This window comes from Haloarcula halophila (assembly GCF_029278565.1).
In the GTDB taxonomy this organism is placed as follows: Archaea; Halobacteriota; Halobacteria; order Halobacteriales; family Haloarculaceae; genus Haloarcula; species Haloarcula halophila.
In genome coordinates this window covers 1,084,120-1,103,313 of record NZ_CP119559.1, presented here as the reverse complement: position 1 = coordinate 1,103,313, position 19,194 = coordinate 1,084,120, and the positions used below count along the sequence as shown (strand labels likewise).

Sequence of the window (19,194 nt, the reverse complement as noted above, 5' to 3'; positions counted from 1 at the left end):
CAGTATGGAGACTATGGGTGAGTAAGTACGCTACTATGATTTCTATAGTTGGGTACCAAGACTATATAGAACTATATTAAGATATTCTCCCTATTTATCACTAATTCTCCCTCTCATACTCGGATACGCCGACAAAGCGGTGCTAACTCGAACTACAGTCGGTTTCTGCTCACGGTCTGTCTGCGGCGTGTCGACCGTGTTTCTGCGGCGAAATACCGAAACATCTGGATATAGCGGTATCAACGACGGATATCTGGGTTAGCGAGGATAGTATATAGATTGGGGTAGATTTATGGTTTCCGGGTGCCGATACCGAGGTACATGGAGACACGCAAGGTGCAGGTGACCGGCGGTTCGACGTACACCGTCTCGCTTCCCAAAGACTGGGCGACCGACAACGGCGTCAGCGCGGGCAGCGTCGTCGAGTTCCACGCCGAAGACGACCTGCTGTTGCTGGCACCACAGCGTGACGACGACCGGGTCGAGGGGACACTCGACGTCGACGGACTGGACAACCGCCACGAACTCACGCGTGCGGTGATGACGATGTACGTCAGCGGGTTCGACGTCATCCGGCTCGAGGCGACCCGGATCACTGCCGAGCAGCGACGGATCGTCCGGGACGCGACACAGGGACTCGTCGGACTGGAAGTGATCGAGGAGACGTCCGACCGCGTCGTCCTCCAGGATCTGTTGGACTCCTCGGAGCTGTCGGTCCACAACGCCATCACCCGGATGCGGCTGGTCTCGTTGACGATGCTCTCGGACGCCGTCGAGGCCCTCATCGAGGACGACGACGACCTCGCACAGGACATCATCCAGCGCGACGACGACGTCGACCGGCTCTGGTACATGGTCTCGCGGGTGTTCCGGACCGTCCTGCGGAACCCGACGGCGGCAAACGAGATCGGCTTCCCCCGGGAGACGGTCTTCGATTACCAGTCCAGTGCCCGCCAACTGGAACGGATCGCCGACCACGCGACGAAGATCGCCGGACTCTCCCAGGAGGTCGGTGAGATCACGGGCGAGACGGCCGACCTGCTCCGACAACTCGAATCGGAGGCGACGACGGTCTCCGAGACGGCGATGGACGCACTCCTGACCGACGACGGCGACGAGGCCGTCGAACTGGCGAACGACGCCCGCGCTCGCATCCCCGGCGTCGACGAGACCGCTCGGGAGGTCGACAGCGAGGTCAGAGAACTGGACCCACAGAGCGCACAGATCCTCGGTCGGGTCGTGGACTCGCTGTCACGGACCGCCGACTACGGCGGCAACATCGCCGAGAGCGCCCTCCAGAAGGCCGCACCGCGACCCTAACCGTAGAACCGTTCGAGCGCGTCCACCGCACCCGCTCGGCTCTCGTAGTACCGCCGATCGCCTGCCGGAGTTCTGACTGCGTACGCGTACGTCTCACTGTCCGGACGGTACCAGTGGTCAGCGTACCGTTCCAAGGTGTCTCGACCGCCGTCTGCGGTCGAAGACGAGACGGAGGCAGCCGTCTCCCCGCCGACGAGTAGCTCACCGTCGACCGGGTAGTCGCTCGGGATCCCGTCGGTGACGTTGTCGTTGCGGCTGGCTTTCAGCGCTTCGCGCATCAGGATCGCCTGGACGTTGACGACGGGTTCGCCGTCGTCGGGGTACTGCTGGTCGTAGCTCCCGTCCTCGTTCATCGTCCAGCGTTTGCGGTTGTCCGACAGCAGCAGTTCGAGGACGAACTTCAGTTGGCGACGGATCTCGGGGTTCTCGACCGGCGTGACCGCTTCGACCCGGCTGTCGAGGTTGCGGGTCATCCAGTCGGCACTGCCGATGTAGTACTCCGGCTCGCCACCACCGGTGACTGTCTCACCGGGCGCGGGAGCACCGTTGCGGAAGTAGAAGATCCGGGAGTGTTCGAGGAAGCGACCGACGATCGAGTGGACGGTGACGTTTTGACTGACCGCTAGTCCCGGCCGGAGCCGACAGATGTCCCGGACGATCAGGTCGATCTCGACGCCAGCCATCGACGCGCGGTACAGCTCTTCGACAATCTTCGGGTCTTCGAGGCCGTTGACCTTCACGACGATACGTGCGGGGCGCCCGGCCTGTGCGTGGCGGGCCTCCCGACGGATGTAGCGGGTAAACTCCCGTCGCATCGTGACAGGCGCGACGAGCAGCTTCCGGAACTCCTCGTCGAGGCCGGGGCCGGTAAAGGAGTTGAACAGCGTCACGAGGTCCTGGCCGATGTCCCGGTCGGCGGTCAAAAGCCCCAGATCGACGTAGCCCTTGGCCGTCTCCGAGTGGTAGTTCCCGGTCCCGACGTGAGAGTACAACTCGACGCTGTCGTCCTCTTCACGGACGACGAGTGCCGTCTTGGTGTGGGTCTTGAGCCCGATCGTCCCGTAGGCGACGTGGATGCCGTTTTCCTCCAGTCGGCGAATCCATTCGAGGTTGTTCTGCTCGTCGAAACGGGCCTTCAGTTCGACCATCACCGCGACCTGTTTACCGTTCTCGGCGGCGTCGATCAGCGACTGGATCACCTGGGAATCGCTGGCTGTCCGGTAGATCGCCGCCTTCACCGCGAGCACGTCCGGATCGCTCGCGGCCTCCGAGAGGAACCGCTGGACGGTGGTCCCGAAATCGTGGTACGGGTGGTGCAACAGGATGTCACGCTCGTCGATCTGTTCGAAGATGTCGTCGCTGCTGTCGTCCTGCTCGAAGGCCGACCAGGCGGTGTCTTCCAGCCGGGGATGTGGCTGGGGGGTCCAGGGTTCGAGTTTCAGTTCCGGTCGATCCAACTCGGTCAGGGACATGAACTCCCGGTAGTCGAGCGGCCCGGGAAGGTCGTAGATCTCCCGCTCGTCGAGTTCGAGTTGTCGTTTGAGCGTCTGGCGTATCCGCGGGTGGGCGTCCCGTTCGATCTCCATCCGGACGACCGTCGCGAACCGCCGCTGTTCGAGGACCTCCTCGATCATCTCGATGAGGTCTTCGGCGATCTCCTCGTCGCGCCGGACCTCCGCGTTCCGGGTCAGTCGGAACAGGGCCGTGTCGACGATCTCGACGTTCGACAGCAGGAGATCGAGGTTCCGTTCGATGACCTCCTCGACGAGGACGTACCGGCTGTCCTCGCCGACCTGGACCAGCCGCGGACGGTTGGGTGGGATCTTCACCCGGGTGAACGTCGGCTCCTCGGTGTCGGGCGAGCGGGTCAACACCGCGAGCGACAGCGACCGGTTGGAGATAAACGGGAACGGGTGGGCGGGGTCGAACGATAGCGGGGTCAGGGTCGGCAGTACCGACTCCTCGAAGTACTCCCGCATCCGGGTCTGTTCGGCGGCGGTCAGGTCCTCGTACGCGAGGATGTCGATCCCAGCGTCGGCAAGCGCCGGGCGGAGCATCGACCGGTAACAGTCGGCCTGCTTCTCTAGCATCGGTCCCAGAACGTCGTGGACTTCCGTCCACTGTTCCTGTGGCGTCCGCCCGTCGGCGGCCGCCTCGGTGATGCCGGCCTCGATCTGTTGTTTCAGTCCGCCGATACGTTTCATCACGAACTCGTCGAGGTTCCGCGTCACGATCGAGAGGAACCTGACACGCTCCAACAGCGGATTGCGGTCGTCTAACGCCTCGTGCATGACCCGGCGCTGGAAGGAGAGTTCGCTCAGTTCCCGGTTCAGATACAGTTCGGGGTCCTGCAGGTCGACGTCCCGATCGGGCTCGTAGGGTGGCGGTAACTCGTCCATCTCACTGCGGAACGGACTGGAGTTGCGGATCGACGATGCTGTCGGCCGACCGGGACTGGTACGTCTCCGGCGGGTCGACGGTGACGAGTTCGTCCGCCGCGGTGTCGTAGGCGGTCAGCTGGCCGCCGTAGACACAGCCCGTATCGAGACCGACGGCCCAGTCGGTGACCAGTGGCTCCGAGAGGACGGTGTGGCCGAAGAACACACGGGGGCCTTCCCGGCGTGTCTCGAACCAGTAGGGTCGGTCGTAGCTCCCGTCGGGGACCAGCGACCGGTTGTTCAGCAGTTCCGTGAGACTGTGTTCGACGACGGGTTTGCGGTGGTCGATACCGCCGTGGACGACGACGGCGCCGTCCCAGGAGAGCAGTACGGGTAGGGACTCGATATACGCCAGGTCCCCGTCCGTGAGCGCGTCGATGGACTTGCGGCCGTCGATCAGTTTCTGTTCGTTGTTCCCACGGACGCTCAGGAGGTTCTCGCGCTCGCGGACGATATCGAGGACGCCCTTGCTGTCGGGGCCTTTCCTGACCAGATCGCCGACGAAGACGACGAGTTCGTCGGTCGCCGGGTCGAGTTCGTCGAGGAGCCGTTCCAACGTCCTCCGACAGCCGTGGACGTCGCCGACGACGTAGATGTTCGCCCACTGATCGCTGTCGATATGTCTGTGCTCCGCGTCGATAGCCGGATCGAGTGTCGGTGTCGATACCATCTGGAGTTCCGCCCGAGGGGGCGCTTGTCCGTAGTGGGCCGTACTCGGCTTAACGGGTTTATAATAGCCGTCTATACGGATATATACTGCTATAGTAACGATCGGCCCTTTGACACACCGATCGAACTGCTGTCGTGCGATCGGGTCTGTACGGGTTTTCGATGGCTCCGACACGTTGCAGTCGCTGGGGACGCTGCGTCTCGAAAAGCGCCTGCGGCGTTACTCGACGGCGACGGCGTTGACCTGCCCGTCCTGTCCGGGGCGGGAGGTGACGCGCGCTCGGCCTTGGGAGGTGTCGATGATCGCGCCCTTGGTGATGATGTTCCGGCGGGCGTAGTTGGGGTTCGAGGGGTTCTCGACGACGTTCTCGATGGTCGCCTCGTGGGTCGTCGCGCCGTCGGCGACGCTCGCGATGTCGGTGGTGACCGCACGGACTTTCTGGGTGTTGCCGCGGGAGTCGACGACCTTCAGTTTCGGCTCGCCGACCTGGGTCTCGGTGGACTCGGTGCCCAGTTCGTGTTTCTTCTTCTTGTGGTTGGGCCGCCGTCGGCCGCCTGTCCGCTTGCGTGGGGAGCGTCCCTGGTCTTTCATACCTCAGAGATGACCCAGGGTACACTTGAACCGTTCGATGCCGACTCGGGACCGTAACGGTTAGGCCCGGGCCGGCCCCCGGAGGGAACGATGAGTCTGAAGACGGCCGTCGCCGCCCCGTTCCGACAGCGCGGGACCGACAGAATGGGCGAGAGCGAGTTCGTCGTCGCGCTCTCGCTGGACCGGGACTGGTTCTCGCCGGACCAGGCGAAGACGCTGGTCGATGTCGCCGAGGGAGAGGGGTTCGTCACCCGGGACGGCGACGACCTCGTCGTCGGGTTCGACCCGGGGACGGTCGACATCCCCGACGGGTTCGTCCCTTCGGAGGACGTGCTCCAGTCCCGGTCGACGTTCGAACGGCTCCTCGAAGCCGTCGTCTCGACAGGCATCGAGAAGCGAACCGCCGTCGGCGAGATCAACGCACTCCAGTCCGAGATCGGCGTCACCGTCGAGACCGCGGCAGTCCTGTACGCACGCCGGGAGGGGATCGAGGTGGCGGACCTGGCGGCCGACGTTCGGGAGGAACTCTGATGGTCGAGGATCGGATCACCGACGGGAAACGGATCGGACAGCTCCTGGCGTCGGAACTTACTGGACTCGACCGGGGACCGCTCAGCACCGTCTCGGTCGTCGACGCCGATCCCGATGTCGAACCGGTGCTCGAAGGCGGACTCGCCTACCGGATCACTGCCGGCGAAACGTCGGTCGGCGAAGTCCACGTGACTCCCGAGACTGCCCGGCTGGCGCTGTCGACGACAGTTCGTCCGGACCTTCCGGAGCACGCTGCTGTCACGGTCGAACAGACCGAGTCGGGGACGGTCCTGGTCGCTCACAGCGGTGCCGCGGTCAAGCAACTGGTCGGCGTCGTCGAACAGCTGCTGGAGCGGGCCGATTAGGCGTGGCCCGGTTCCGCCAGAACCTGTGACGTCCAGGCGATAAAGCCCGTCAGGACGAGCGCCGAGCCGACGAACGCGAGGCCGGCCGCCGCGAGCAAGACGGGGAGCGTGAAGCCGATCGGCTGGCCGAGTGCCATCACGATCGGGGCGACGACGATACAGAGCGCGCCGGCCGCGACCGCCTGTCGCTGTCTGTGTGTGAGATCGATCCCGAGTTGGAACCGGCTCTCGGCCGGCTCCGGTGCGGCCAGTCCGAGACAGAACAGCGGGACGGCGACGAAGACCAGCGTAGCGGCGACGGCGTTCGTCCACAGCGCCCAGCCGCCGGTCGTCGGTGCGACCGACAGCCCCGCGCCGACGACCAGCAAGACGAGTCCGCCGACGACTCCGACCGGCCGGAGCCGCGGGTTCTCGATCGCCTCCCCGAGGTCCGGTAACGTGTCGGCGACGTGGCCGACATCTAGGGGACGGTCCATAGCTGTGAGGTTTTGACAAACTCACATATATTCGCCCCTCTGATTATTATATATGATAACTGGTGGAGAGGGAAACGTTTGTACCCCCACCTCGCGGGAGCGTAGGTATGCAGTTCTTCGATCGCCTCGCCGACCGTATCGACGCCGTCGACAGTGTCCTCTCGGTGGGACTGGACCCCGACCCCGACCGGCTCCCCGACGCCGTCGCTGACGCCGACCTCCCGCGGTTCCAGTTCAACCGCCGGATCATCGACGCGACCCACGACCACACGGCCTGTTACAAACCCAACGCCGCCTTCTACGAGGACCCCGACGGCTGGCGTGCGCTCCGTGAGACCATCGCCTACGCCCACGGCAAGGACGTCCCGGTCCTGCTTGACGCCAAGCGGGCCGACATCGGTAACACCGCCCGCCAGTACGCTCGCATCCTGGACGACGATCACGGGCCGGCGGCCGACGCCATCACGGTCAACCCCTTCCTGGGACGGGACTCGCTCGAACCGTTCCTCCAGCGTGAGGACAAGGGCGTGTTCGTCCTCGGACGGACGTCGAACCCCGGCGGTGCCGACCTCCAGAACCTCGAACTGGCCTCCGGGGAACCGCTCTACGAACGGGTCGTCCACCTGGCGGACCTGTGGAACGACAACGGCAACGTCGGCCTCGTCGTGGGTGCGACTGCGCCCGAGGAACTGGAGTCGATCCGCGAACTCGTCCCGGAGATCCCGTTTCTCGTCCCCGGTGTCGGTGCCCAGGGGGGTGACGCCGAGGCTGCCGTCGAACACGGGCTGGCCGACGGCGTCGGCCTCGTCAACTCCTCGCGCGGGATTATCTTCGCCGGCGAGGGAGCCGCCGACCGCGGTGACGAAACGGCCTTCTTCGACGCGGCCGGCCAGGCGGCCAAGCAGCTCAGCGCCCGGCTGAACCAGTACCGCTAGAACCGATACGTGTCGACACCGTCGGGCAGGTTCTCGGGGTCGACGCGGTCACCGGGACCGCCGACCTCGCTCGCACACTCGACACAGAGGCCCCGCTCACGGTCCCAGTGGCGGTCACAGACGAGTCGGCCACAGCGGTCGCAGGTGTGGTCGACGTCCGGGCGTTCACAGATCTCACAGAGACCGGCGACGCTCATACCAGAGCGTACTACGCCGAGCCGTTTGAACCCTCTGGCGGTCGGGCAGGCGAGACGCTTACGGTGCTCTGGACCGAACGATCCGGCGTGCAGTACGACCGGCTCATCACGGGTGTCGCTGCGGTGTTTGCCGTCCTGACTGGCATGCTCACGGTGGTTGGGCTCCTCGTGAACCCGGCGGTGCTCTTCCTGGCGCTGATGTTCGGTGCGTCGACGTATTTCATGTACTACCACGCGAGCGGGAAGCTGGCAGCCGGCGTCTACGAGCGCGTGGAACGGCGGGCCGCTCGTGGCGGTGCCGACCGCCGCAGCAGTGCTCGCCGCGGTGGGTTCGGTGCCGGCCCGCGCGAGGAGTGGACGGGACCACGGGACGGCCGGAACGTCCGTGACGTGGCCCGTGAGGCACGCCGGCGGGCCAGCAACGGGGGTCGGCGTCAGCGACAGCAGCGTCAGGCCGGCCGACAGCGCCAGCGTACCCGGCGCGCCCGGCGGGACGACGGCCCCAGTGTCGCGGAGGCGTACCAACGACTCGATCTGGAACAGGGTGCCGACGAGAGCGCCGTCAAAACGGCCTACCGCGAGAAGGTCAAGGAGGTCCACCCGGACACCGACTCCGGCACCGAGCGGGAGTTCAAGCAGGTCAAGGCGGCCTACGAACGGCTGACCGACGACTGACACCGCAACGGCAAAACCCGTCCGCCCGCGAGAGTGAGCTATGTCTCCCGAGACGCCGCCGCTGGCGGTCGATATCGACGGAACGCTGACCGACGACAGGCGGGCGCTCAACCCGCGGGTGATCCCGGTGATCCGGAACTGGCCCGAGCGGGTCGTCGTCGCCACCGGGAAGGCGATGCCGTTCCCGATCGCGCTGTGTGAGTTCCTGGGGATCGAGCGGACGGTGATCGCCGAGAACGGCGGCGTCGTCTTCGTCGAGTCGACCGACCGGCTGGAGTTGGTCGGCGACAAGGCGGCCGCGGACGCGGTGGCGGCCGCCTACCGCGACCAGGGGTACGACCTGGGCTTCGGGACTGTGGACCTCGCCAACCGCTGGCGCGAGACCGAGATCGTCGTCCAGATCGACCAGCCAGTCGCGCCCCTGGAGGTACTGGCCGAGGACCACGGTCTGGTCGTCCTCGATACGGGCTATGCCTACCACGTCACCGACCCCAGCGTCGACAAGGGGACCGGACTCGAAACGGTCTGTGCGGAACTGGACCACGAACCGGGCGACTTCTTGGCCGTCGGGGACTCCGAGAACGACGCCCAACTGTTCGATGTCGCCGGTGAGTCCGTCGCGGTCGCGAACGCCGATCCCACCGCCCGTGAGCGTGCCGATCGGGTCACCGAGGCGAGCTACGCCGACGGCTTCCTCGAAGCGGTAGCGCCGTATCGTGAGTGAGTCACCCGGTCCAGCCCCGCACGAGATCGTCGTCGACGCGGTCCCGCCAGGTACCGAACGCGTCTTCGCACTCCGGAGTCGTCTGGACGTGGTCGACGAAGCCGGCGCCGGGCGAGGAGAGTCTCGCGCCACAGAACGGACAGCGGTCCGGGTCAGTCCACGTTTCGGTCGTTGCCATACGTCGCCGTGAGCCGAACTGACACTTCAATCTGATCGCTAGAGTACATAGTTCGGTGGTTGTGGTTTGATGTCCCTTATACAATATTTCGGCGTTCGATACCGTGTCTCCCACGCGAGGCCGTCGATCGTACGCGAGACGAACGCTCGCGAAACAGCCGGTCGTGTGGGCGCTTCAATTACCTAGTATTCTCATGTCGGTATTATAACAACCTTCTTGATCGCTGACCGACTCTGCTCCGGTAATGGCTATCAACCAGTCCACGACCGTCGACGCGTACCGCTGTCCCGACTGTCACGGCGAGATCACCTTCGCCGACGGCAGCTGGGAGTGTACCGACTGCACCTACGTCCCGCGACACAGCGCCGACTGATCGGAACCGCCCAGTTATTGTGCGTGATAGACTCATCCGAACCGCTCAATAGCCGGTAGCGGCTCCCAAACCCGGAGAAGGCTTATATTTCACCCCCCGTTACGGACGCGCATGAGCCCCGACCAGGCCGTCCTCAGACGCGCGCTTGACCGCGGCGAGGAAGAGGGCGGCAGCGTCGAGTTCAAGGAGCGGCTCACGGAGAACCTTCACCTCTCGGAGGGCCGCCTGGAGTCGCTTACAGCCCAGTTGCGACATCGCGTCCTCTCGGGGGACGGCGAGGCGACCTACGTCGTCGGCGTCACTGACGACGGCGGCATCGCCGGCATCTCGCCGGGGGAGTTCTCCGAATCGATGGACGTGTTGAGCCTGCTGGCCGAGGAGGCCGGCGCACACATCGAGGCGGTCCAGACGTGGGGCGTCGACGGCGTCACCGACGACGGGGCGCCATCGGCCGACGACAGCGAGGAAGCCCCGGAGGGCATCGTCGGTGTCGCGACCGTCCGAGAAGGTGCGGTCCTCCAGGACGACGACCACATCGTCGTCGGCACCGCCGGTCACGTCGACCACGGCAAGTCCACGCTCGTGGGCTCGCTGGTCACCGGCGAGGCCGACGACGGCGAGGGGTCGACCCGCGGGTTCCTCGACGTTCAGCCCCACGAGGTCGAGCGGGGCCTTTCGGCGGACCTGTCCTACGGCGTTTACGGCTTCGACGACGACGGGCCGATCCGGATGGACAACCCGCACCGCAAGACCGACCGGGCGCGCGTCGTCGAGGAGGCCGACCGCCTGGTCAGCTTCGTCGACACCGTCGGCCACGAGCCCTGGCTCCGGACGACGATCCGTGGCCTGGTCGGGCAGAAACTCGACTACGGCTTGCTGACGGTCGCGGCCGACGACGGCGTGACCGAGACCACCCGCGAGCATCTCGGTATCCTGCTGGCGACGGATCTACCGACTATCGTCACGATCACGAAGGCCGATATCGTCTCCGAGGAGCGTGTCGCCGAGGTCGAACGCGAGGTCGAGCGAGCGCTGCGGGAGGTCGACAAGACCCCGCTACGTGTCGAGCGCCACGGCGTCCGGACGGCGATCGAGGAGATCTCCGAGACGGTCGTCCCGGTGCTGACGACCAGTGCGGTCACCCAGGAAGGGCTGGACGATCTGGACGCGATGTTCGAGGCCCTGCCGAAGACGACCGGCGAAGTCGGCGAGTTCCGGATGTACATCGACCGGACCTACAACGTCCAGGGTGTCGGCGCGGTCGCCTCGGGAACCATCAAGGCCGGCGAGGTCGAGGCCGGTGACGAACTCCTGCTCGGACCGATGCAGGACGGGGCTTTCCGTGAGGTCGAGGTCCGCTCGATCGAGATGCACTACCATCGGGTCGACGAGGCCAAGGCGGGCCGGATCGTCGGGATCGCACTGAAAGGCGTCCGCGAGGCCGACATCCAGCGCGGGATGGTCCTGCTGCCACGGGACGCCGATCCGACCCCGGTCCGGGAGTTCGAGGCCGAAGTGATGGTGTTGAACCACCCGACCCGGATCGGCGACGGCTACGAACCCGTGATCCATCTCGAGACGATCAGCGAAGCCGGCGTCTTCCACCCCGAGGGTGGGCAGTTGCTCCCGGGCGATGCCGGCCAGACGCGTGTCCGGTTCAAGTTCCGGTCGTACCTCGTCGAGGAAGGCCAGAAGTTCGTCTTCCGGGAGGGCCGCTCGAAGGGCGTCGGGACCGTCACCGACGTGACGCCGGCGGAGTAGCCGTCGCCCGGGAAGCCACGACAGCACCCCGCGGACCCACTGTTAGGTATCGGCTATTTTACCGTCGCTACCGAAGGTCCTCCCAACTAGCATGGACATTCTCCTCTTCGGGGCCACGGGTCGGTCCGGGAGCCGCTTTCTCGAACTCGCTCTAGCCGACGGCCATCCCGTGACCGCCTTCGTCCGTGATCCGTCCGACCTCCCGTCGGACGTCTCCGTCGTCGAGGGCGACGTCACCGACTCCGACGCGGTCGCCGCTGCGGTCCCAGACCACGACGCCGTCGTCAGTGCGCTCGGGCCGACCGACGGCGACGACTGCGCTGTCCTGACCGATGGGGTCAGGAACGTGGTCGACGCCATGGAAGCGACCGGCGTCGCGAGGCTCGTCGCCGTCGGTGCGGCCGGCGTCCTCCAGGCGACACCCCGGCACCTCCGGTTGGACACGCCGGAGTTCCCGGCCCGACTCCGGGATATCGCCGCCGCCCATCGGGCCGCCTACGAGGCGATCCGAGCCTCGAATCTCGACTGGACGCTGGTCTGTCCACCGTTCATGCCCGACGGGGAGCCGACCAACCACTACCGGACGACCGCGGAGTACCTCCCGGACGGCGGCCAATCGGTATCCTCGGGTGACGTGGCCGCCTGCGTCTATGAGGTGCTGATCGAGGATCGCTACCACCGCGAACGGGTCGGCATCGCCTACTGACCGTCGAGGCCGAAACTCTCGGCGAGAACGTCTTCGCTCGTCGACCCGACCACGTGTGTATCCCCGCCGACCACGTCGATTGTCACCTGTGCGGGGGCGAACAGTTCGACCGGTAGCTCCGTGAACTCCCAGTCGGCGTCCTCGAAGACGCCGGCCAGCGGCCGGTCGTACTCCGTGGCGGCGACGGAGGCCACCTCGTCGAAGCGGTCGAACGACTCGTCGACGGTCAGGTGGACTTCCCCGCCGTACGCCAGGGCGTCGGTCGTCCGGGCCATCGCTGTCTCCTCGTCGCCGGCCACCGGTGCGACCGGAGCGCTCGCGTTCGCCGACAGCACCGAAACGGGATCGAATCCGAGTTCCGTGAGCCGGAACACCGCGAGTTCGGCCGCCCGAGCGGCAGCGACGACGCTCCCGGTGAGACTCGCCGTCGCGAACGTCGGGAGGAACACGCCGGTCTCGGGGACGCCGGTCCGCTCGGCGACGGCCTCCGCGACACGCTCGTCGGGTAGTCGATCGGACTCGACCGCCAGGACGGCGAAATCGTCGGACTCGCGGTAGCCGACCCGTTCGAAGATCTCCTCCTCGGCGACCAACGCGCGTGCGGGACCGCTCCCCAGCCCCTCGAAGTCCTCGGTCGAGAGTTCCCAGCCACCTTTTTGCGAGCACAGCAGGGCCAGCGCCGGGTGATCGGTCGACAGTTCGACGTGGGTCAGGGGTGCGCCGGCGACGGTCCCCATCGTCGACTGGACCGTCGCCAGCCCGGCGGTCTGGATCTCCGCCAGCAAGAGCCCGGCTTCGACGGCACCGGGGACCTCGACCCCGAAGTCCAGGACTGCGGCGTCACCCTCTAAGGCGTGGACGTCGATCGTCAGCTCCTCGGCGAAGTCGATGGCCTCGTCGATAAGTTCCGTGGCCATTCGGTTGAGACTCTCCATGTCGCCAGCCTGGTGGGGGACGGGTAAACACGTTCCCCTCTCGGCCCCGTCAGTCGGTGACGACCAGCGTTGCGGGCCGCTCCTCGACGGGGACGATCGCCCCGCCGCTCTCGGTGACGGCCACGATCTCGCTGGCCGTCTCGATGCTCGCGTCGGCGGGCGTCGCGGGTAGTCCCCGCGTCACGATCGCGCCCGTCCGGTCCGGTACGGGTCGGCACGGCGGAGTTAGATCTGTGTCGGCCATCTTTCCCTCCGACTCGGAGTAACGGTCTGTCACATGATAAACCCTGTCAACTGTTCCCACGCCTCGGGAACGGCGGCCGTCACTCCCTGCCGTCGCTCCGGGCTTCACGACCCAGTTGCTCCTCGACGGCGTCGACCTTCTCGCTGGCCCGTTGTTCGACGGCTCGTTTGTCGTCGATCTTCAGGAACGTCTCGACGCGGTCGGACTGTGCTCCGACGGCTTCGTGGGCGGCGTGTGCGGCCGCGAACAGTTCCTCGCTGTCGTCGGCTTCGATGATCGTCCCCATCGGTGTGGTCTCGTACTCCACGTCGAAGTCGTCCAACGCCGCGACGGCGTCGGCGACGTAGGGCGCCATGCTCTCCTCGACGACCGGTGCGACCGAGAGGAACCCGATACAGGTCATATCAGGGTCGTCGAACAGGGCGGCCCTAATCCTGTTGCTCCAGGCCCGCGATCACTTCACGTCAACGTCGAGGTAGGTCTCGTAGGCGTCCCGCACCGTTTCGGTGTCCGGTGGAACCAGAACAGGTCGCCCCACGATGACGCACCGTGGGACGCTTTCAACTGCTCGGTCGCCACGGGACTGACCTGGTGGACGTCGGGCACCATCGCCCACCCGCCGCCGATCAGTGTCAGCGTTCGTCGGTACCACGACGACGGGACGAACAGGGTCACGAGAACTGTAGTTTTCGCTGCACCGAACGCAAAGTGAGCGATGGCCATGGACATGCGATTCGGCACACCCTGGACCTGAATAAGCCTTCGTCGGCCGTTTTCCTGGTATCGATAGATAGACCGAAGTATCAACTCCTACAGCTATGAACAAAACTTATGCTGGCCTGTCGATCAGCCATCATATGGGCTCCGATTCACTTTCCGATTTCTTTCGTCCGGCCCTCGTGATTACAGGGCTGTTTACGATTATTGGCGCTGCACTGTTGCTTCGACCATTCGGTGACGGACCCAGTGGGCACGGTGCAGGATTTGCGATCATCATCCTCTACCTGGCGCTGTGGGGCGGGTTCGTTCTCTCTGCGACGGGACTGGCGATGCCCCCAGGTAACGGGTACAGTGCTGGATTCACGGGAACCCAACGCCGACTGTTCGCGCTCGCGGCGGTTGCTGGAGCTCTCGGTGCCGTCGTACCGGTGGTCGGATTCCCGGTCCTCTTCTCTCACCCGCAGCTGTACGTGTACGGATTCTACGTCGCCGTCGGCATCGGTCCAGTCCTGTTGGTGGTTGGCCTCGGCTGGCGTGGCATCCAGGTTCTGCGCTCTCACACTGCTGAGGGGCTGTGAGACGCCGTTTGTCGGTGTTTAAAGCCGATGCAAACGCTCGCTTCGCTCGCGTTTCCGTGGTTCAAATCCAGGAACTTTTCGTCTCGCAACGCAACTCGCTCCGCTCGTCGGTTGGTGTCGACAGAAATGCGCTGGAAGGGGTTTGAACCGGAGGAAGACGGTCCTGCTCGTCTCACTTCGTTCGACTGCGCGGGCTGCGACTTCCAGGGCTCAAATCCCAGTACCGCATTCGCTGCATACAGGACGCGACGAGACGCGCCGCTTGCAGTTTGAATTCGGAGAAGTGCGCTGGAGGGGATTTGAACCCCTGTTGTGACCATGGCAAGGTCACGTGATACCACTACACTACCAGCGCTCACTTCGTTCGCCCTGACCCTCGCGGCCGTTTCACGCCCGCTCGGTACCAGCGCGCACCGCGCTTCTCTGCATCCCAATCTGGTGAGGGTGACAGTAAAAAGCCTTCCGTTTCATGGGGAAAACCGTGTGCTGTGGGGGCATCCGACGGCCCGCCGTCGGGGAGGTTCGTGGGTCTCGCTCACGTGGGCCGTCCTTTCGGAAGCGGCAAACGACTGGTGGCCGAATCTTCTGCAAACAGCAGTGATGGACCATGTGAACGCGTCTCAACGCGCGCGTGAAGCGGGGTCTTTTTAAGCCCGGGAAGGGGACATATCGGCACAGTCTAGTGGCGCGACGTGGAAGCGTCACGGCATGACGACCAGCGTACTCGTGCCGTCTTCGCTCACACGCGAAGCCGAGGACAAACGCGAGGCGACTCGCAAGCTCGGATACGTGGCCCGCGCGGCCACGGTCTTCCGGGTCGATCGGCTGACCGTCTTTCCCGACCCCGACGGGGCGGGAAAGTTCGAAGACGGGTTCGTCGAAACCGTGTTACGGTACGCCGCGACGCCGCCACACCTCCGAAAGGAGATGTGGGGCAAGCGGGGCGAACTGGAGTACGTCGGCGTCCTGCCGCCGCTCCGCGTGCGTTCACAGACCGGCTCCGGATCCGAGGGTTCGGGGTCGTTAAGACAGGGAATCGTGACCGAGGTCGGAGCTGATGGGCGCGTACGGGTCAATTGCGGACTGCAACACCCGATCTCCCTTCCCGTTCCAGACGGTCTGGACGTGGAAGCAGGGGAGCGCGTGACCGTCAGGGTCTCTTCGCGACGGCCGGTCCGGGCGAAACTCGTCGACGCCCCCACCACGGGGTTCGACGTCGTTTCCGCGGACCTCGATATGGCACTCTCGCGTGACGACGCCGGGCTCACTATCGCGTCATCGCGATACGGTGAGCCGGTTTCGACGGCGCGGCTCGGCCGGATAGCCGAGCGCCGCGACGCCGCGGGCGACATGACAGTCGCCTTTGGCGCACCCGAGCGCGGGTTACCGTCGATACTCGACGTGGACCCGGACGCCGCCGGGGGAGACCACACCGACGATCCAGCAGGGTTCGACCTCTGGCTGAATACGGTTCCGAACCAGGGCAGCGAGGTCGTGCGAACGGAAGAAGCACTGTTCGCCTCTCTCGCCTGTCTAACCCTCACGGAGTAAACGAATGCCACAACCAAGCAGACCACGCAAAGGCTCGCTGGGCTTCGGCCCGCGCAAGCGCTCGACGAGCGAGACGCCTCGCTTCAACAGCTGGCCCGACGACGACGGCCAGCCGGGCGTCCAGGGGTTCGCCGGCTACAAGGCGGGCATGACACACGTCGTGCTCGTCAACGACGAACCCAACTCCCCCCGCGAAGGGATGGAGGAGACCGTCCCCGTGACGGTCGTCGAGACGCCGCCGATGCGCGCCGTCGCGCTGCGAGCCTACGAAGACACGCCGTACGGGAAGCGTCCGCTGACGGAGGTCTGGACCGACGAGTTCCACGGGGAACTTGATCGCACACTGGACCTGCCGGAGGACCACGACCCGGACGCTGCAGAGGAACAGGTACGCGACGCACTCGAGGCCGGTGACCTGGGCGACATCCGACTGATCACCCACACCGTCCCCGACGACGTCCCGAACGTCCCGAAGAAAAAGCCCGACGTGATGGAGACTCGCGTCGGCGGCGGCACGCTGTCGGACCGCTTCGATCACGCGCTCGACCTCGTCGGAGACGGCGGCGAGCACTCGATGAACGACGTCTTCCGCGCCGGCGAGTACGCCGACGTGGGTGCCGTCACTACCGGGAAGGGGACCCAGGGTCCCGTCAAGCGCTGGGGCGTCCAGAAACGGAAGGGCAAACACGCTCGGCAGGGATGGCGCCGACGGATCGGCAACCTCGGTCCGTGGAACCCGTCCCGCGTGCGCTCGACGGTCCCCCAGCAGGGTCAGACCGGCTACCACCAGCGCACCGAACTCAACAAGCGTGTCATCGACATCGGCGAGGGCGACGACCCCAGCGTCGACGGCGGGTTCGTCAACTACGGCGAGGTCGACGGCCACTACACGCTCGTGAAGGGCTCGGTGCCCGGTCCGGACCAGCGACTGGTTCGCTTCCGGCCCGCAGTGCGCCCGAACGACCAACCGCGCCTCGACCCCGAGGTGCGCTACGTCTCCACGGAATCGAACCAGGGATAATCTATGCAGGTAACACGCTACGACCTGGACGGCGACGCCGACGGTGAGGTCGATCTGCCGGACGTCTTCGAGACGCCGGTCCGGAGCGACCTCATCCAGAAGGCTGTCCACGCCGCACAGGCAAACCGGAAACAGGACTACGGCTCCGACGAGTACGCCGGCCTCCGCACGCCGGCCGAGTCGTTCGGAAGCGGTCGCGGCCAGGCACACGTCCCCAAACAGGACGGTCGTGCCCGCCGCGTCCCGCAGGCGGTGAAAGGGCGTCCGGCCCACCCGCCCAAAGCCGAGAAGGACCGTTCGATCGACATCAACGACAAGGAACGCCAGCTCGCCGTCCGTTCGGCGCTGGCGGCGACCACCGACGCCGAACTCGTCGCCGAGCGCGGCCACGAGTTCGACCGCGATGAGGTGCCCGTCGTCGTCTCCGACGACTTCGAGGACCTCGTCAAGACCCAGGAGGTCGTCTCCTTGCTGGAAGCGCTCGACGTCCACGCGGACATCGAGCGCGCAGACGAGACAAAGATCAAGGCCGGACAGGGGAAGGCCCGCGGGCGCAAGTACCGCCGGCCGTCCTCGATCCTGTTCGTGACGAGCGGGGAGCCGTCGACGGCCGCCCGCAACCTCGCGGGCGCCGACGTGGCGACGGCCAGCGAGGTCAACACCGAAGACCTCGCACCCGGTGCACAGCCGGGTCGACTCACGGTCTTTACCGAATCCGCACTCGCGGAGGTGGCCGACAGATGAGCTGGGACGTCATCAAGTTCCCCCACGTCACCGAGAAGGCCATGAACGACATGGACTTCCAGAACAAGCTCCAGTTCGTCGTCGACGACGCGGCGACGAAGAACGATGTCGTCGACGCCGTCGAGGACCAGTACGAGGTCGAGGTCGTCGACGTGAACACACAGAACACGATGGACGGCGAGAAGAAGGCGGTCGTTCGCCTCTCCGAGGACGACGACGCCCAGGAAGTCGCCTCCAGGATCGGGGTGTTCTAACGATGGGACGACGAATTCAGGGACAACGACGCGGTCGCGGGACGTCCACGTTCCGGGCGCCCTCGCACCGCTACAAGGCAGACCTTCAGCACCGTAAGGTCGAAGACGGCGACGTCGTCGCCGGAACGGTCGTGGACATCGAACACGACCCCGCCCGCTCGGCGCCGCTCGCGGCAGTCGAGTTCGAGGACGGCGACCACCGGCTCGTGCTGGCGCCCGAAGGCGTCGGCGTGGGCGACGAACTGCAGGTCGGCGTCAGCGCCGAGATCGCTCCCGGGAACACGCTCCCGCTCGCGGAGATCCCCGAGGGCGTTCCGGTCTGTAACGTCGAGTCCAGCCCCGGCGACGGTGGGCGCTTCGCCCGCGCGTCCGGAGTCAACGCGACGCTGCTGACCCACGACCGCAACGTCGCGGTCGTCAAGCTCCCCTCCGGGGAGATGAAGCGGCTCGACCCGCAGTGCCGCGCCACCATCGGCGTCGTCGCCGGTGGCGGTCGGACCGACAAGCCGTTCGTGAAGGCAGGTAACAAGCACCACAAGATGAAAGCGCGAGGGACGAAGTACCCGCGCGTCCGCGGTGTTGCGATGAACGCCGTCGACCACCCATTCGGTGGCGGTGGCCGTCAACACCCCGGCAAACCCAAGTCGATCTCGCGCAACGCCCCGCCGGGCCGGAAGGTCGGGGACATCGCCTCGAAGCGAACCGGTCGAGGTGGCAAGGAATGAGTTCTGTTGCACGCTTCGCGCGCAACAACCTCGTTGGTGTCACCCGAGGTGACGACAAATGAGTTCTGAATATCAAATCGGCCACGAAGGAGACTTCTCCTTCCGCGGCCACACGCTCGACGAGCTGCAGGAGATGGAGCTCGACGAAGTCGCGGAACTGCTTCCCGCACGCCAGCGGCGAACTATCACACGCGGTCTGACCGAGGAAAAGCAGAAACTCCTTGAGAAGGCGCGCGAGGCCGAAGAAGAGGAGACGGCGAACAACCCGATCCGGACACATCTGCGGGACATGCCGATCGTCCCCGCGATGGTCGGGCTGACCTTCGCCGTCCATAACGGCCAGAGCTTCGAGCGAGTCAACGTCGAGCCGGAGATGCTCGGCCACTACCTCGGTGAGTTCCAGCTTACCCGCACCGACGTCGAACACGGTCAGGCCGGCATCGGCGCGACACGCTCCTCGAAGTTCGTACCGCTCAAGTAAT

At 65.6% G+C, this 19,194-nt stretch carries 26 protein-coding genes and 1 tRNA gene; 16 read left to right on the top strand and 11 right to left on the bottom strand.

The genetic code is table 11. The annotated features are described in order from the left end of the window. Window positions 1-321 precede the first annotated feature (321 nt). Window positions 322-1,320: a phosphate uptake regulator PhoU gene (locus P0204_RS05820; protein WP_276222494.1), complete on the top strand. Its 999-nt coding sequence runs from the start codon at window positions 322-324 to the stop codon at window positions 1,318-1,320. On the opposite strand, the gene ppk1 is transcribed toward P0204_RS05820, so the two are convergent. The 3 genes from ppk1 to P0204_RS05805 form a co-directional block, all read right to left on the bottom strand. Continuing rightward, complete coding sequence (gene ppk1 / locus P0204_RS05815; protein ID WP_276222492.1) at window positions 1,317-3,719, bottom strand: polyphosphate kinase 1; 2,403 nt, start codon at window positions 3,717-3,719, stop codon at window positions 1,317-1,319. The genes P0204_RS05820 and ppk1 overlap by 4 nt on opposite strands. Before the next feature lies 1 nt (window position 3,720). Continuing rightward, window positions 3,721-4,428, bottom strand: a complete 708-nt coding sequence (locus tag P0204_RS05810; protein ID WP_276222490.1) for a metallophosphoesterase family protein — start codon at window positions 4,426-4,428, stop codon at window positions 3,721-3,723. A gap of 219 nt (window positions 4,429-4,647) precedes the next feature. Further along, a complete protein-coding gene (locus P0204_RS05805; protein ID WP_276222488.1) occupies window positions 4,648-5,019 on the bottom strand; it encodes a 30S ribosomal protein S8e in 372 nt (123 codons plus the stop codon). A gap of 90 nt (window positions 5,020-5,109) precedes the next feature. On the opposite strand from P0204_RS05805, the gene P0204_RS05800 reads away from it, so the two are divergent. Further along, complete coding sequence (locus P0204_RS05800; RefSeq protein WP_276222487.1) at window positions 5,110-5,550, top strand: DUF2240 family protein; 441 nt, start codon at window positions 5,110-5,112, stop codon at window positions 5,548-5,550. Further along, window positions 5,550-5,915 (top strand): DUF7993 family protein, encoded by a 366-nt coding sequence (locus P0204_RS05795; protein ID WP_276222485.1) that lies wholly within the window; start codon window positions 5,550-5,552, stop codon window positions 5,913-5,915. The genes P0204_RS05800 and P0204_RS05795 overlap by 1 nt, the downstream gene beginning before the upstream one ends. Here the strand turns inward: P0204_RS05795 and P0204_RS05790 are convergent. Continuing rightward, the gene (locus tag P0204_RS05790) at window positions 5,912-6,391 is read right to left on the bottom strand and encodes a hypothetical protein (protein ID WP_276222484.1); all 480 of its coding nucleotides are present in this window, start codon (window positions 6,389-6,391) and stop codon (window positions 5,912-5,914) included. The genes P0204_RS05795 and P0204_RS05790 overlap by 4 nt on opposite strands. Window positions 6,392-6,498: 107 nt before the next feature. Here P0204_RS05790 and pyrF point away from each other — a divergent pair, with 107 nt between their 5' ends. Further along, window positions 6,499-7,326, top strand: coding sequence for an orotidine-5'-phosphate decarboxylase (gene pyrF, locus P0204_RS05785; protein WP_276222483.1), 828 nt, complete (start codon window positions 6,499-6,501; stop codon window positions 7,324-7,326). Here the strand turns inward: pyrF and P0204_RS05780 are convergent. Further along, window positions 7,323-7,523, bottom strand: a complete 201-nt coding sequence (locus P0204_RS05780; RefSeq protein ID WP_276222482.1) for a hypothetical protein — start codon at window positions 7,521-7,523, stop codon at window positions 7,323-7,325. The genes pyrF and P0204_RS05780 overlap by 4 nt on opposite strands. Window positions 7,524-7,610: 87 nt before the next feature. On the opposite strand from P0204_RS05780, the gene P0204_RS05775 reads away from it, so the two are divergent. Continuing rightward, window positions 7,611-8,198: a J domain-containing protein gene (locus P0204_RS05775; RefSeq protein ID WP_276222481.1), complete on the top strand. Its 588-nt coding sequence runs from the start codon at window positions 7,611-7,613 to the stop codon at window positions 8,196-8,198. Window positions 8,199-8,238: 40 nt separating this feature from the next. Further along, entirely contained in the window at window positions 8,239-8,922 is a 684-nt protein-coding gene (locus P0204_RS05770; protein WP_276222480.1) for a phosphoglycolate phosphatase, read from the top strand. Between the two features lies 1 nt (window position 8,923). Here P0204_RS05770 and P0204_RS05765 read toward each other — a convergent pair whose 3' ends face one another. Beyond that, the gene (locus P0204_RS05765; protein ID WP_276222479.1) at window positions 8,924-9,100 is read right to left on the bottom strand and encodes a DUF7501 family protein; all 177 of its coding nucleotides are present in this window, start codon (window positions 9,098-9,100) and stop codon (window positions 8,924-8,926) included. A gap of 244 nt (window positions 9,101-9,344) precedes the next feature. Between P0204_RS05765 and P0204_RS05760 the strand changes: the two genes are divergently transcribed. The 3 genes from P0204_RS05760 (at window position 9,345) to P0204_RS05750 (ending at window position 11,940) form a co-directional block, all read left to right on the top strand. Continuing rightward, the gene (locus tag P0204_RS05760; RefSeq protein WP_276222478.1) at window positions 9,345-9,473 is read left to right on the top strand and encodes a hypothetical protein; all 129 of its coding nucleotides are present in this window, start codon (window positions 9,345-9,347) and stop codon (window positions 9,471-9,473) included. A 111-nt stretch (window positions 9,474-9,584) separates the two neighbouring features. Next, the gene (locus P0204_RS05755) at window positions 9,585-11,234 is read left to right on the top strand and encodes a GTPBP1 family GTP-binding protein (protein WP_276222477.1); all 1,650 of its coding nucleotides are present in this window, start codon (window positions 9,585-9,587) and stop codon (window positions 11,232-11,234) included. Window positions 11,235-11,325: 91 nt separating this feature from the next. Further along, a complete protein-coding gene (locus tag P0204_RS05750) occupies window positions 11,326-11,940 on the top strand; it encodes an NAD(P)-dependent oxidoreductase (protein WP_276222476.1) in 615 nt (204 codons plus the stop codon). Here the strand turns inward: P0204_RS05750 and mch are convergent. The 4 genes from mch to P0204_RS05730 all read right to left on the bottom strand — a co-directional run bounded on the left by mch (window position 11,934) and on the right by P0204_RS05730 (window position 13,848). After that, entirely contained in the window at window positions 11,934-12,875 is a 942-nt protein-coding gene (mch, locus tag P0204_RS05745) for a methenyltetrahydromethanopterin cyclohydrolase (protein WP_276222475.1), read from the bottom strand. The genes P0204_RS05750 and mch overlap by 7 nt on opposite strands. A gap of 49 nt (window positions 12,876-12,924) precedes the next feature. Then, window positions 12,925-13,059: a hypothetical protein gene (locus P0204_RS05740; protein ID WP_276222474.1), complete on the bottom strand. Its 135-nt coding sequence runs from the start codon at window positions 13,057-13,059 to the stop codon at window positions 12,925-12,927. Window positions 13,060-13,198: 139 nt separating this feature from the next. Beyond that, complete coding sequence (locus tag P0204_RS05735; RefSeq protein WP_276222473.1) at window positions 13,199-13,522, bottom strand: MTH1187 family thiamine-binding protein; 324 nt, start codon at window positions 13,520-13,522, stop codon at window positions 13,199-13,201. Window positions 13,523-13,578: 56 nt separating this feature from the next. Next, window positions 13,579-13,848, bottom strand: a complete 270-nt coding sequence (locus tag P0204_RS05730; RefSeq protein ID WP_276222472.1) for a hypothetical protein — start codon at window positions 13,846-13,848, stop codon at window positions 13,579-13,581. 128 nt (window positions 13,849-13,976) lie between these two features. Between P0204_RS05730 and P0204_RS05725 the strand changes: the two genes are divergently transcribed. Next, the gene (locus tag P0204_RS05725; protein WP_276222471.1) at window positions 13,977-14,417 is read left to right on the top strand and encodes a hypothetical protein; all 441 of its coding nucleotides are present in this window, start codon (window positions 13,977-13,979) and stop codon (window positions 14,415-14,417) included. A 284-nt stretch (window positions 14,418-14,701) separates the two neighbouring features. Here the strand turns inward: P0204_RS05725 and P0204_RS05720 are convergent. Next, a tRNA-Gly gene (locus tag P0204_RS05720) sits at window positions 14,702-14,772 on the bottom strand. Between the two features lie 353 nt (window positions 14,773-15,125). Here P0204_RS05720 and P0204_RS05715 point away from each other — a divergent pair. Genes P0204_RS05715 through P0204_RS05690 form a run of 6 tightly spaced genes read left to right on the top strand, consistent with a single transcriptional unit; the run spans window position 15,126 to window position 19,193 of the window. Beyond that, on the top strand, window positions 15,126-15,968 hold the full coding sequence (locus P0204_RS05715) for an RNA methyltransferase (protein ID WP_276222470.1): 843 nt from the start codon (window positions 15,126-15,128) through the stop codon (window positions 15,966-15,968). Window positions 15,969-15,972: 4 nt separating this feature from the next. After that, a complete protein-coding gene (gene rpl3p, locus P0204_RS05710) occupies window positions 15,973-16,989 on the top strand; it encodes a 50S ribosomal protein L3 (RefSeq protein ID WP_276222469.1) in 1,017 nt (338 codons plus the stop codon). A gap of 3 nt (window positions 16,990-16,992) precedes the next feature. Continuing rightward, the gene (rpl4p, locus tag P0204_RS05705; RefSeq protein WP_276222467.1) at window positions 16,993-17,733 is read left to right on the top strand and encodes a 50S ribosomal protein L4; all 741 of its coding nucleotides are present in this window, start codon (window positions 16,993-16,995) and stop codon (window positions 17,731-17,733) included. Next, window positions 17,730-17,987 carry a 50S ribosomal protein L23 gene (locus P0204_RS05700; RefSeq protein ID WP_276222466.1) on the top strand — a complete coding sequence of 86 codons (258 nt, stop codon included), beginning with the start codon at window positions 17,730-17,732 and terminating at the stop codon, window positions 17,985-17,987. Before rpl4p ends, P0204_RS05700 begins: the two co-directional genes overlap by 4 nt. Before the next feature lie 2 nt (window positions 17,988-17,989). Further along, on the top strand, window positions 17,990-18,712 hold the full coding sequence (locus P0204_RS05695; protein WP_276222464.1) for a 50S ribosomal protein L2: 723 nt from the start codon (window positions 17,990-17,992) through the stop codon (window positions 18,710-18,712). 58 nt (window positions 18,713-18,770) lie between these two features. Then, complete coding sequence (locus P0204_RS05690; RefSeq protein ID WP_276222462.1) at window positions 18,771-19,193, top strand: 30S ribosomal protein S19; 423 nt, start codon at window positions 18,771-18,773, stop codon at window positions 19,191-19,193. Window position 19,194: the final 1 nt, after the last annotated feature.